The following is a 12,754-nucleotide window of genomic DNA, read 5'->3' on the forward strand; positions in this document are numbered from 1 at the left end:
GGTTTCAATGGCCGATCACGACAAACTGCATCCGCTGCGCCCGTTCCTGAAAAATTGGGTTTGGGAGCACGGTCGAATCGGGACTCGCTATCTGGACTGCGTCGATGGCGAAATCAAGTTCGATGAAGGCAAGAAATCGCATTTCGCCGCCGAGAAATATATCTATGTGCCCCTCGGCAAGAACGCTGACGACGACGCATCTGCGGATGGTCCTGCGATCCACGAGGCGGGACTCGCCCGCTTTTTGCGGGCTGCGCAGATGGGCAAGCCAGAGGAAGCCGGTTCCGTAGCGGACACCCAGCGCGCCGTGCAGGACTGTGTGGAGATCGGCCTGTTCAGCGCGTATCAACGGGAAGCTCGAAAGGCATTTGACCGCTACGCGCAGGAACCCATGTTCGAGGACGAGATCCGCGCGGCGGTTGTCGACGACATCCGGCGAATTTACGTCGGCATGCGAGAGCAGCTGGCGCTGTACGATTTCAGTGTGCTCTACGGCTTGCCCACGCCGCTGCTGATCAGCGAGACACCCTTCATCGACTGGCGCGTGATCGCGAGTCCGGCACTTCCGTTCGTATCGCTTCCGCTGGGACCTTATTGCCTGCTGGTAGGCGCGCCGTCGGGCAGAAGTAGCCGAATCGGCCCGGTGGTCTGGAAGGCCGCTGCCGCGATGGGCCCGTTGAAGGACCACAACCGCCGGATCGAGGAGCACGCACGTCTGTGGCTGGTGGCGACCACCGATGACCAGCTCGTCGCCGCACAAAGTCGCCTTGCCGCGACCACGGGCGCCAGGCACCTGCTGCCGCCCGCCTGATACCGCTTCACCGCATACCCGGCATCCAACGGGCCTCAGGAGCGAAGTGCGCGCCAAAGCACCAGCTTCTGATCGAACGACAACATCGCGTTCGCCGGGCTCGACGAAGGCAGCACGAGCGTCTCGTACCCGGCCTCGCCGATCACATCGGCGAACCGCCCTGCCGTCTTGCCGTTGAAGCACACGCGCTTCAGCAACGGCGCATGTTCCCGCAACGAATCGAAGTCGTTCGGCTTCGCATTCCGGATCGCAGAATCGAGGCTACCCTGACGATGGCACGCATCGAGAACGTCCCAGATACCGATGCCGTGTGACAGCACGCACACGAGCCGCGCATCGTACGGCAAGTCATGAAGCGCCGGCTCGCCGAGCACCGCCCCCAGCAACCGCCAGAACTGATTGCGGGGATGCGCGTAATACTGCGCGGCATCGAGCGACGCCTCGCCCGGAAAGCTGCCGAGGATCATCGTGTGCGTATCCGGCCCGACGACCGGCCCGAAGCCCTGCAGCATCACGCACCTCCGCCCGGACCGCCCGGGCGCGGCCCGTCGCCGTACGCATCGAGATGACGCCACAGCGCCGGCAGCATGCACTCGGTGACCATCAGCGGCTTGCCGTGACGCTGGAACACCGAACGCCGCGCGGCGAACGCGTGCGGCGGCCGGACGCCCGCGCCAAGCGCATGGGTCGCCAGGGCATACAGCGGATGGCCGGCGATCACGCGCCGGCTGACGAGCGCCGAACGCTCGACCTGCGGATCGCTGTACAGCAGCTCCGCGAGCGGCCGCGTGCGCAGCCGCCGCATCGCTTGCCACACACCCTTGCTGGCGGCGAGCGGCGCGATGCTGTGCGCGGCAACGAAAGGCGTGCCGTCGACCGACAGGATCACCTCGCGCACCCACATCGGCGCGCGCGGCGAACTGGCGAGCGCGTCCGGCTCGTCGAACCACGGACAGTCGACGGCCTCGCGCGTCACGCGTACGTTCACGCGGCCAAGCCGCGCGAGATGCGCGGTCAGCGATCCGCCGCGCGTCAGCCAGTCGCGCTGGTCGAGCGAGCAGCCAGGCCGCGGCGTTTCACGCCAGCCGGCCTGACCGCCGTCGAATCGCATGCGCGCGTTCACGCGGTGCGCGACAGCAGCAGCGCGTTGGTCCGCTTCACGAAGCTCGCCGGATCGTCGAGCATGCCGCCTTCGGCCAGCAGCGCCTGATCGAACAACAGATGGGCCCAGTCGCCGAAATCGGCGCTATCGGCATTCAGCTGCTTCACGAGCGCGTGCTCGGGATTGATCTCGAGGATCGGCTGCATCGCCGGCGCGTTCTGGCCGGCTGCTTTCAGCATCCGCTGCAGGTAGCCGCTCATGTCGTTGTCGTCCGCGACGAGGCACGACGGCGAATCGGTCAGGCGGAACGTGACGCGCACCTCCTTCACCTTGTCGCCGAGCGCTTCCTTCATCTTCTCGACGACCGGCTTGATCGCCTCGCCCGCCTGCTCCTGCGCCTTCTTCTCTTCGTCGTTCAACTCGCCGAGATCGAGGTCGCCACGCGCGACGCTCGCGAGCGGCTTGCCATCGAATTCCTGCAGGAACGACAGCATCCATTCATCGACGCGATCGGTCAGCAGCAGCACCTCGACGCCCTTCTTGCGGAACACCTCGAGATGCGGGCTGTTCTTCGCGGCCTGCCATGCGTCGGCCGTCACGTAGTAGATCTTGCTCTGCTCGGGTTTCATGCGCGACACGTAGTCGGCGAGCGACACGTCCTGCGCATCGGTGTCGCCGTGCGTCGACGCGAAGCGCAGCAGCTTCGCGATGCGCTCGCGGTTCGCGTGATCCTCGCCGAGGCCTTCCTTCAGCACCTGGCCGAATGCGCCCCAGAACGTCTTGTACTTTTCCTTGCCGGCATCGTCTTCCGCGTTCGCGAGTTCTTCGAGCATCGACAGCGCACGCTTCGTCACGCCTTCGCGGATCGCCTTCACGTCGCGGCTTTCCTGCAGGATCTCGCGCGACACGTTCAGCGGCAGGTCCGCCGAATCGACGACGCCCTTCACGAAGCGCAGGTACTGCGGCAGCAGCTGCTCGGCATCGTCCATGATGAACACACGCTTCACGTACAGCTTCAGGCCGCCGCGATAGTCGCGGTTCCACATATCGAACGGCGCGTGCGACGGCACGAACAGCAGCTGCGTGTATTCGCTGCGGCCCTCGACGCGGTTGTGCGTCCACGTGAGCGGATCCTGGTGATCGTGCGCGATATGCTGGTAGAACTGCGTGTACTGCTCGTCGGTGACGTCGCTTTTCGAACGCGTCCACAGCGCGCTTGCCTGATTGACGGTCTCGTCCTCGTCCTTCAGGACCATCTCGCCCTTTTCCTGATCCCATTCTTCCTTCTGCATCAGGATCGGCAGCGCGATGTGGTCGGAGTACTTCTGGATGATCGACTGCAGGCGGTGCGACGACAGCAGCTCGTCCTCGCCTTCGCGCAGGTGCAGCGTGATCGTCGTGCCGCGCCGTGCGCGCTCGATCGCGTCGATCGTGAAATCGCCCTCGCCCGCGCTTTCCCAACGCACGGCTTCGTTCGCCGGCAGGCCTGCGCGGCGCGTCTCGACGGTGATCTTGTCCGCGACGATGAAGCCCGAGTAGAAGCCGACGCCGAACTGGCCGATCAGCGCCGCATCCTTCTGCTGGTCGCCCGACAGCTTCGTGAAGAATTCCTTGGTGCCCGAACGCGCGATCGTGCCGAGGTTCGCGATCGCCTCGTCGCGGCTCATGCCGATGCCGTTGTCGTCGATCGTGATCGTGCGCGCGGCCTTGTCGTAGCCGATGCGGATGCGCAGGTTCGGATCGTTCTCGTACAGCGCGTTGTCCGCGAGCCCTTCGAAACGCAGCTTGTCGGCCGCGTCGGACGCGTTCGACACCAGTTCGCGCAGGAAGATTTCCTTGTTGCTGTAGAGCGAATGGATCATCAGGTGGAGGAGTTGCTTGACCTCTGCCTGAAAGCTCATCGTTTCGTGTGCCATGGATGCTGTTTCCTCTTACTTGAACTGGAATGGTGTGGCGCTGGCGCCCGGCGCGCGATGCCGGCGAGTCCGTGAAGAACGGTCGCCCGGCGCCAGCGGTTTGCGCGCGTATCTGGGGACGGCGCGCGCAATTTCAAGACGCGGCGTGCCGCGCCGCGTCACGACGCGCGCCGCACGGCCGAGTCGATATAGCCTGCCAGCAGCCCCGGCAGCGCCGGATCGCCGCAGTTCGCGACATTGAAGCGCATCCACGTCGACGGCGATTGCTGCGGCGAGAACAGGCTGCCCGGCGTCAGCAGGAAGCCGGCCTCGTGCGCGACCGCCGCGAGCGCGTCCGAATCGACGCCCGTGTCGGCCCACAGGAACATCCCGGCCGCCGGCATCGTGAAGAGGCCGAGCCCCGTGCGCTCGAGCATCCGCGCGGTCTTGTCGCGCACGCCGTCGAGCCGCGCGCGCAGCCGCTCGACGTGGCGGCGGTAATGCCCTTCGGTCAGGATCTTGTAAAGCACGCGCTCGTTGAGCTCGGGCGTCGTCATCCCGACCAGCATCTTCTGGTCGGTGACGGCCTTCGCGATCTCCGGCGCGCATGCCACGTAGCCGACCCGCAGGTTCGCCGCGAGCGTCTTCGAATAGCTGCCGAGGTAGATCACGCGCTTCAGCTGGTCGAGGCTCGCGAGGCGCGTGGCCGGATAGCTCGGCGGGCACAGGTCGCCGTACACGTCGTCCTCGACGACGAGGAAGTCGTACGCTTCCGCGAGCTTCAGGATCCGGAACGCCTGCGCGGCCGACAGCGACGTGCCGGTCGGGTTCTGCAGCACCGAGTTGATCACGAGCATCTTCGGGCGCCACATCTGCACCAGCGTTTCGAGCGCGTCGAGGTCGGGGCCGTCCGGCGTGTACGGCATCCCGACGAGCTGCGCGCCTTGCGCCGCGAAGCGGCCGAACATCTGGAACCAGGCGGGATCGCCGACGATCACCGCGTCGCCCGGGCGCATGTAGATCCGCGAAATCAGGTCGATCGCCTGCGTGATCCCCGATACGAGCACGATCTGTTCGGGTTTCGCGCCGATCTCGACTTCAGCGAGGCGTGTCTGCAGTTGCTGGCGCAGCGGCAGGAAACCCTGCGCGGTGCCGAAGCCGAGCATCTGCGCACCCGACTGGCGCCCGAGCGCACGCAGCGCGCCGGTGATCAGCTCGCCGTCGAGCCAGCGGCCCGGCAAGTAGCCGAGGCCGGGGCCCTTTTCCGGGCTGACGGTGTGCAGCATGTTGCGCAGCAACCAGACAACGTCGATCGTGTTGTGCACGGGCGCGGCCTCGGCCACGCGCGCGACGCTGTCGGCGGGCTGCGGGCCGGTGGCCGTGCGTTCGCGCACGTAGAAGCCCGACCCGCGCCGCGAGTCGAGGTAGCCCTGCGCGACGAGGCGCTCGTACGCCTCGACGACCGTGAAGCGCGACACGCTCTTGTCGAGCGCGAGCTTGCGGATCGACGGCATCCGCATGCCGGGACGAAACACGCGTTCGTCGATGCGCCGCCGCGCCCACTGGACCAGCTGGTCGACGAGCGTGAGCGTGGCCGTGTCGTGCGGCGCGGGAATCTGGGCGAGTGGGACGGTGGACATGGGCGGCAGCTCCAACTGTACCGAAGGGTATCGCGCCGATTGTACCGTTACTGTGCCGGTAGCGACGATTACAGTTGACCGGAATGGCGATCGTGCGGCCGCCGTTCCGGCGCTGCCGCACTTGGCGCTGCACCCGCCGGCCTGCATCGCGGCCGGTGCGCCGGCCGGGCCGGCTACCGCCCGGCGCCTCGCCCGCCTACCATGACACTTTCGCTTCCCGACCGACGTTCATGCCAGCCCGCCCCCTGACACTCGACCATCTCGTGATCGCCGCGCGCACGCTCGACGAAGGCGTTCGCCATGTCGCCGACGCACTCGGCATCGAACCGGCAGGCGGCGGCCGTCACCCGCTGATGCGGACCCACAATGCGCTGTTCGGCGCGTGGGGCGGGCTCTACCTCGAAGTGATCGCGATCGACCCCGACGCACCGGCGCCAGGCGACGGCGCAGAGCCGCCGCGCGCGCGGATGTTCGGCCTCGACGATCCGGCGATGCACGCGCGACTCGCGCAGGGCCCGTTTCTCGCGCACTGGGTCGCGCGGGTCGACCGCCCGCGCCAGCTTGCCCTGTGGCAGAGCCAGTACCCGGCCCGTATCGCACCCGTGGTCGCGATGAGCCGCGGCGACCTGCGCTGGGGCCTCACGGTGCCCGACGACGGCAGCTTCCCCGCGTGGCAGGGCTCGGGCGACGGGCTCGCGCCGTCGCTGATCCAGTGGGACAGCCCGCGCCACCCGGCCGAATCGCTGCCGGGCGACGGTGTCGCGCTGAAGGCGCTCAAGGGCACCCACCCGCATGCCGGCGTCATCCGCGAACAACTCGACTGGCTCGGCGCCGCCCACCTGCTCGATCTCGACGCGGGTGAAGGCCCGCCCGCGCTCGTCGCCGAATTCGACACCCCACAGGGCGCACGCACGCTGCGCTGAACGCCCTGCCGCTTTCCTCATTACAACGACCTGCAATACGGAGACACCTGCAACATGAATTCGCGCGAAACCCGGGGCATGCTGCTCGGCCTGATCGGCGTGATGATCTTCAGCCTGACGCTGCCGATGACGCGCATCGTCGTGTCCGAACTCAACCCGCTGCTCAACGGGCTTGGCCGCGCGCTCGCCGCCGCCGTGCCGGCCGGCCTGCTGCTGTGGTGGCGCCGCGAGGCGCTGCCGACCCGCGCGCAGCTGAAAAGCCTCGCGATCACGTCGGCCGGCGTGATCATCGCGTATCCGGTGTTCTCCGCCTGGGCGATGAAATCGGTACCGGCGTCGCACGGCGCGGTCGTCAACGGGCTGCAGCCGCTGTTCGTCGCGCTGTACGCGGCATGGTTGTCGCACGAGCGGCCGTCGAAGGCGTTCTGGGTCAGCGCGGTCGCGGGCAGCGCGCTCGTGATCGCGTTCGCGCTGCGCGACGGCGGCGGCACCGTGCAGGCCGGCGATGCGCTGATGCTCGTCGCGGTCGGCATCGGCGCGCTCGGCTATGCGGAGGGCGCGCGCCTCGCACGCCAGATCGGCGGCTGGCAAGTGATCTGCTGGGCGCTCGTCGTGTCGGCGCCGTTCCTCGTGCTGCCGGTCGGCTGGCTCGCGTGGATGCAGCATGCCGCGCATCCGGGCCCGCTCGCGCTGCGCACCTGGCTCGCGTTCGGCTACGTGACCCTCTTTTCGCAATTCATCGGTTTTTTCGCGTGGTACGCAGGGCTCGCGATGGGCGGCATCGCGCGCGTCGGCCAGGTGCAATTGCTGCAGATTTTCTTCACGATCGCGTTTTCCGCACTGCTGTTCGGCGAAACGGTCACGTCGTCGACGTGGCTGTTCGCGGCCGCCGTGATCGCCACCGTGGTGCTCGGGCGCCGCTCGGCGGTCGCCACGGCCCCGCGTCCCGCTCGCGCCGGTTGATGAGGTGCGCCATAATGTTTGTTTTGCCTGATCGGTTTTGCCCACCCGGCCGCGAAGGCTCGATCGCGTTCGCGCCTGCCCACCCGGCAGCGTCGAAGCGGTGCGCCCGAACGACCTTTCTTGACTGACCACGATATCCGAACGAGGAGACTATGAATCCGAGCGACCTGCATCCGCCGCACTGGCAGCTTTCCGAACGCGCCCGCAAGCTGACGAGCTCTGCGATCCGCGAGATCCTGAAGGTCACGGAACGCCCCGAGGTCATCTCGTTCGCCGGCGGCCTGCCCGCCCCCGCGACGTTCCCGGCCGAGCGCATGCGCGCCGCCGCCGACCGCGTGCTGCGCGACGCGCCGGCCGCCGCGCTCCAGTACAGCGCGACCGAAGGCTACCTGCCGCTGCGCGAATGGATCGCCGAGCGCTACAGCGTGCGCGTGTCGCAGGTACTGATCACGACCGGCTCGCAGCAGGCGCTCGACCTGCTCGGCAAGGCCCTCGTCGATCCGGGCAGCCCGATCCTCGTCGAAACGCCGACCTACCTCGGCGCGCTGCAGTCGTTCTCGCTGTACGAGCCGCGCTACGTGCAGGTGCCGACCGACGAGCAGGGCCTGCTGCCGGAGGGCCTGACGCCCGAACTCACCCAGGGCGCGCGCCTGCTGTACGCGCAGCCGAACTTCCAGAACCCGACCGGCCGCCGCATGCCCGTCGAGCGCCGCCGCGCGCTCGCCGCGTTCGCGCAGTCGAGCCCGTTCCCGGTGCTGGAAGACGATCCGTACGGTGCCCTGAACTACCGTGGCGAACCACTGCCGACGATGCTGTCGATGGCGCCCGACCACGTCGTGCACCTCGGCACGTTCTCGAAAGTGCTCGCGCCGGGCCTGCGGATCGGCTACATCATTGCGCCCGAAGAACTCCACTTCAAGCTCGTGCAGGCCAAGCAGGCCACCGACCTGCACACGCCGACGCTCACGCAGCGCATCGCGCACGAAGTGATCAAGGACGGCTTCCTCGACGAGCACATCCCGACGATCCGCGAGCTGTACAGCGCGCAGTGCGACGCGATGCTCGGCGCGCTCGAGCGCCACATGCCGGAAGGCGTCACGTGGAACCGCCCGGAAGGCGGGATGTTCATCTGGGTGAACCTGCCCGCGCAGATCGACAGCATGAAGCTGCTCGCCGCGGCCGTCGACGATCACGTCGCCTTCGTGCCGGGCGCGCCGTTCTTCGCGGACAACGCGCAGCAGAACACGCTGCGCCTGTCGTTCGTGACGGTGCCGCCCGAGAAGATCGAGGAAGGCGTCGCGCGCCTCGGCAAGCTGCTGCGCGAACGTCTCTGATCCCCTTTTTCCTGTCACGACTCTCTACGAGGAATCGAACGCATGGCTAACGTCTACGACAAACTGAAGTCGCTCGGCATCGAGCTCCCGACCGCCGGCGCCCCGGCTGCCGCCTACGTGATGAGCGCGCAAAGCGGCAACACGGTGTACCTGTCGGGCCACATCGCGAAGAAAGACGGCAAGGTCTGGGCCGGCAAGCTCGGCGCGGATCTGCAGACGGAAGACGGCAAGGCCGCCGCACGCTCGATCGCGATCGACCTGCTCGCGACGCTGCACGCGCACACCGGCGACCTGAACAAGGTCACGCGCATCGTGAAGCTGATGAGCCTCGTCAACTCGACGCTCGACTTCACCGAACAGCACGTCGTGACGAACGGCGCGTCGGAGCTGATCGCGGAAGTGTTCGGCGACGCAGGCAAGCACGCGCGCTCGGCCTTCGGCGTTGCGCAGATCCCGCTCGGCGCGTGCGTCGAGATCGAGCTGATCGCCGAAGTTGCGTAACGAGCGCAGCGCGATGCCCGGCCGCCTCGTCCGCTTCAAGCAGGTCGACGTGTTCTCGTCGGTGCCGTTCAAGGGCAATCCGCTTGCCGTGGTGTTCGACGCCGATTCGCTCGGCGACAACGCCATGCTCGAGATCGCCCGCTGGACGAACCTGTCGGAAACCACGTTCCTCTGCTCGCCGACCGATCCGGAAGCCGACTACCGCGTCCGGATCTTCACGACGGGCGGCGAACTGCCGTTCGCCGGCCACCCGACGCTCGGCACCGCGCATGCGTTCCTCGAAAGCGGCGCGCAGCCGCGCACGCCGGGCCGGCTGGTCCAGCAATGCGGAGTCGGCCGGGTCGCGCTGCGCGAGCAGGCCGGCGGCTGGGCATTCGCCGCGCCGCCGGCACGCGTCACGCCGCTCGACCGTTCGGACTACGCGGTGCTGGCCGCCGCGCTGCGCAGCGACGCGCTCGACCTCGATGCCGAGCCGTGCGCGGTCGACAACGGCGCGCCGTGGCTGGTCGTGCGGCTGAAGTCGGCCGACGCGTGCATCGGCCTGTCGCCCGATCCGGCCGCCCTGGAGGCGCTTACCCGCCGCTACGGCGTGGACGGCCTCGCCGCCTACGCGCCGCACGCCGAAGGCGGCCCCGCGACGTTCGAGATCCGTTGCCTGATGACGGGCGGCAAGTTCGGCACACCCGGCGAGGATCCCGTCACCGGCAGCGCGAACGCCGCGCTGGCCGGGCTGCTGACGCGGCAGGAACGCCGCCCCGGCCCGTCGTATACGGCCCGCCAGGGCACGGCAATCGGCCGCGACGGCCGCATCTTCGTCAGCTACGACGAAGACGGCACGACCTGGATCGGCGGCGACGTCGTTACGGTCGTCGACGGTACCTTTCGGTCACCTGCCTGACATTCCGCGATGTGCGATGGCGCCGGCTCGTCCGGCGCCCCCCTACGATTCGCCCAACTATCGCAAAAACGTTCCAGCCAGTAATATCGGGCCTAATCCGTTGTTTCGGACGTCTGTCCATGGTTGCGCATCCCGCGAACGAACAGACGCCGGGATAACCCCAACCCAAGCCAGCCATCCAGACGGATGGCGTACGCGAGCAGGACGCCACCCGCTTCGATGAGCTCCGCCCGGTCCAACCACACGCCGCCGAACCGGCCGCTACGCGCGCCGCGCAAATCGCGCCGGCGTGCGCTATTTGCGATCCCGTTGCTCGGGATGCTGGCGCTCGCGCTGCTGTGGGCCGTGATCATCGCGCGGCTGTCGGTGGAAAAGGACAGCGCCTACAAGGAAGCAGCCGCCTCCGCTGCGATCCTCTCTTCGGCGCTCGAGCAGCATACGGTCAAGGCGATCCACCAGGTCGACCAGATCACCCGCTTCGTCAAGTTCGAATTCGAGAAGTCGCCCGGGCGTTTCAATCTCGCGAGCGCCGTCGAGAAAGGCGTCGTGCCGAGCGACACGCTGATCCAGGTGTCGCTGGTCAACGCGAAGGGCATCCTGTTCGCGAACACGGCCGAGCTGCATCCGCAGCCGATCAACCTGTCCGACCGCGAGCACTTCAAGGTCCACCTCGCGCACAACGACGACCGCCTCTTCATCAGCAAACCCGTGCTCGGCCGCGTGTCGAGCCACTGGACGCTGCAGATGACGCGGCGCCTGAACAATCCGGACGGCAGCTTCGCGGGCATCGTCGTCGTGTCGGAAGACCCGAGCTACTTCACGAACGACTTCTACAACAACGCGGCGATCGGCAAGGAAGGCGTGATCGCGGTGGTGTCCGACACGGGCACCGTGCTCGCGCGGCGCACGGGTTCGCTGAACAACGCGCCGGGCGCGTTTTCCGCATCGGGCGTCTACCCGATCGCCGAGCGCGTGACGGGCACGATCATCGACCCGATCGACGGCGTCACGCGCATCGTGTCGTACCGCCACCTCGACGGCTACCCGCTCGCGGTGATGGTCGGGCTGTCGCAGACGGAAGAGTTCGCGGACTACTACCACACGCGCAACGTCTACCTGCTGATGACGAGCTTCATCACGCTCGCGATGCTCGCGTTCTTCGGCGTCGCGACGGGCCTGATCGGCAAGCTGCTCGGCCGCGAGCGCGAGATGACGCAGCTCGCCGAATACGACCTGCTCACCGGCCTCGCGAACCGCTATGCGACGCTGCGCGGGTTGCGCAACGACGTGTCGATGCCGACGAGCCTGTCGCGGCTCGGCCTGCTGTTCATCGATCTCGACAACTTCAAGACCGTCAACGATACGCTCGGCCACAATGCCGGCGACATCGTGCTGCAAATGACCGCGTCGCGTCTGGCCGATGCGGTCGGCGACGAAGGCTCGCTCGCTCGCATCGGCGGCGACGAGTTCGTCGTCGTGATGAAGGGCGACGACGTCGAGCGACGCGCGGTGCGGCTCGCGGAAGCGATCATCCGGATGTTCGGCGAGCCGTTCGACGTGCGCGGCAGTTCGTTCGTGCTGCATGCGAGCATCGGCATCGCGCTGCACACCGTCGCGAACGAAAGCGAGATCGACCTGCTGAAGAAGGCCGACCTCGCGATGTACAGCGCGAAGGACGCCGGCAAGAACTGCTACCAGTTCTACGCGCCGCACCTGTCGCACCGTGCCGATCACCTGATGCGCTGGGAACAGCAATTGCGCGTCGCGCTCGCCGAGGGGCAGCTGTTCCTCGCGTACCAGCCGAAGATCGACCTCACGCATCGCTACATCACCGGCTTCGAGGCGCTCGCGCGCTGGGATCACCCCGAGCACGGGATCATCTCCGCGAACGAATTCATTTCGATCGCCGAATCGACGGGCCTGATCGTGCCGATCGGCGACTTCGTGATCCGCACCGCATGCGAGCAGATCGCGCGCTGGCGCGACGAGGGCCACGACACGCTGACGCTCGCGGTCAACATCTCGCCCGTGCAGTTCTGGCGCGGCGACCTGATCGAGACGATCTCGCGCACGCTGCTGGAAACCGGCATCGACGCGAACCGGCTCGAACTCGAGATCACCGAAACCGCGATGATGGAATATCCGGAACTCGTGTCCGAGAAGATCGTCGCGTTGAAGAAGCTCGGCATCCGCATCGCGCTCGACGATTTCGGCACCGGCTATTCGTCGCTGTCGTACCTGCACCGCTTCTCGGTCGACACGCTGAAGGTCGACCGCTCGTTCGTGCAGGCCATCCCGAACGATCGCAGCGTGTGCGTGATGGTGTCGTCGATCGTGCATCTCGCCCGCTCGCTCGGCCTGACCGTCGTCGTCGAAGGCACCGAAACCGAAGAGCAGATCACGTGGCTGTCCGCGCTCGGCGAGATCGAGGCACAGGGCTTCCTGTTCTCGCGCCCGGTGCCGGCCGATGCGATTCCCGCGCTGATCGCGCGCTTCGGCGTGCGCGGCCATCATCCGAACGTCATCGCGCATCGCGCGACGGGCAGCACGGGCGCCTGAGCAGCACCGCGGCTGCGTCTGCGACCGCGGTGTGCGTTGCGCGCTGCCGCAATTGTTTCGCTTTCCGATCTGATTGTTTAGTTCATTAACTAGCGTTTTCGCGCATGGCAGTGTCACGGTGCGCGGCG

At 67.3% G+C, this 12,754-nt stretch carries 11 protein-coding genes; 7 read left to right on the forward strand and 4 right to left on the reverse strand.

The genetic code is table 11. From position 1 onward, the window contains the following. The first annotated feature begins 7 nt into the window (after positions 1-7). Positions 8-811 carry a hypothetical protein gene (locus tag HWX87_RS28905; protein ID WP_176050445.1) on the forward strand — a complete coding sequence of 268 codons (804 nt, stop codon included), beginning with the start codon at positions 8-10 and terminating at the stop codon, positions 809-811. A gap of 35 nt (positions 812-846) precedes the next feature. Here the strand turns inward: HWX87_RS28905 and HWX87_RS28910 are convergent, their stop codons facing one another. From HWX87_RS28910 to HWX87_RS28925, 4 genes are all read right to left on the reverse strand, one after another. Further along, a complete protein-coding gene (locus HWX87_RS28910; RefSeq protein WP_176050446.1) occupies positions 847-1,323 on the reverse strand; it encodes a DNA-deoxyinosine glycosylase in 477 nt (158 codons plus the stop codon). Then, complete coding sequence (locus tag HWX87_RS28915) at positions 1,323-1,922, reverse strand: chorismate lyase (RefSeq protein ID WP_176050447.1); 600 nt, start codon at positions 1,920-1,922, stop codon at positions 1,323-1,325. Before HWX87_RS28915 ends, HWX87_RS28910 begins: the two co-directional genes overlap by 1 nt. Positions 1,923-1,930: 8 nt before the next feature. Next, complete coding sequence (gene htpG, locus HWX87_RS28920) at positions 1,931-3,829, reverse strand: molecular chaperone HtpG (RefSeq protein WP_176050448.1); 1,899 nt, start codon at positions 3,827-3,829, stop codon at positions 1,931-1,933. Positions 3,830-3,987: 158 nt separating this feature from the next. Beyond that, positions 3,988-5,448, reverse strand: coding sequence for a PLP-dependent aminotransferase family protein (locus HWX87_RS28925; RefSeq protein ID WP_176050449.1), 1,461 nt, complete (start codon positions 5,446-5,448; stop codon positions 3,988-3,990). 230 nt (positions 5,449-5,678) lie between these two features. Here HWX87_RS28925 and HWX87_RS28930 point away from each other — a divergent pair, with 230 nt between their 5' ends. The 6 genes from HWX87_RS28930 (at position 5,679) to HWX87_RS28955 (ending at position 12,626) form a co-directional block, all read left to right on the forward strand. Beyond that, the gene (locus HWX87_RS28930) at positions 5,679-6,371 is read left to right on the forward strand and encodes a VOC family protein (protein ID WP_176050450.1); all 693 of its coding nucleotides are present in this window, start codon (positions 5,679-5,681) and stop codon (positions 6,369-6,371) included. A 54-nt stretch (positions 6,372-6,425) separates the two neighbouring features. Beyond that, positions 6,426-7,334 carry a DMT family transporter gene (locus HWX87_RS28935; protein WP_176050451.1) on the forward strand — a complete coding sequence of 303 codons (909 nt, stop codon included), beginning with the start codon at positions 6,426-6,428 and terminating at the stop codon, positions 7,332-7,334. 152 nt (positions 7,335-7,486) lie between these two features. Beyond that, complete coding sequence (locus HWX87_RS28940) at positions 7,487-8,668, forward strand: PLP-dependent aminotransferase family protein (RefSeq protein WP_176050452.1); 1,182 nt, start codon at positions 7,487-7,489, stop codon at positions 8,666-8,668. A 42-nt stretch (positions 8,669-8,710) separates the two neighbouring features. Further along, positions 8,711-9,169, forward strand: a complete 459-nt coding sequence (locus tag HWX87_RS28945; protein ID WP_006478174.1) for a RidA family protein — start codon at positions 8,711-8,713, stop codon at positions 9,167-9,169. Positions 9,170-9,182: 13 nt separating this feature from the next. After that, on the forward strand, positions 9,183-10,067 hold the full coding sequence (locus tag HWX87_RS28950; protein WP_176050453.1) for a PhzF family phenazine biosynthesis protein: 885 nt from the start codon (positions 9,183-9,185) through the stop codon (positions 10,065-10,067). A 219-nt stretch (positions 10,068-10,286) separates the two neighbouring features. Beyond that, positions 10,287-12,626: an EAL domain-containing protein gene (locus tag HWX87_RS28955; RefSeq protein ID WP_176050454.1), complete on the forward strand. Its 2,340-nt coding sequence runs from the start codon at positions 10,287-10,289 to the stop codon at positions 12,624-12,626. Positions 12,627-12,754: the final 128 nt, after the last annotated feature.

It is taken from the genome of Burkholderia sp. BCC1644, assembly GCF_902833225.1.
Lineage (GTDB): Bacteria > Pseudomonadota > Gammaproteobacteria > Burkholderiales > Burkholderiaceae > Burkholderia.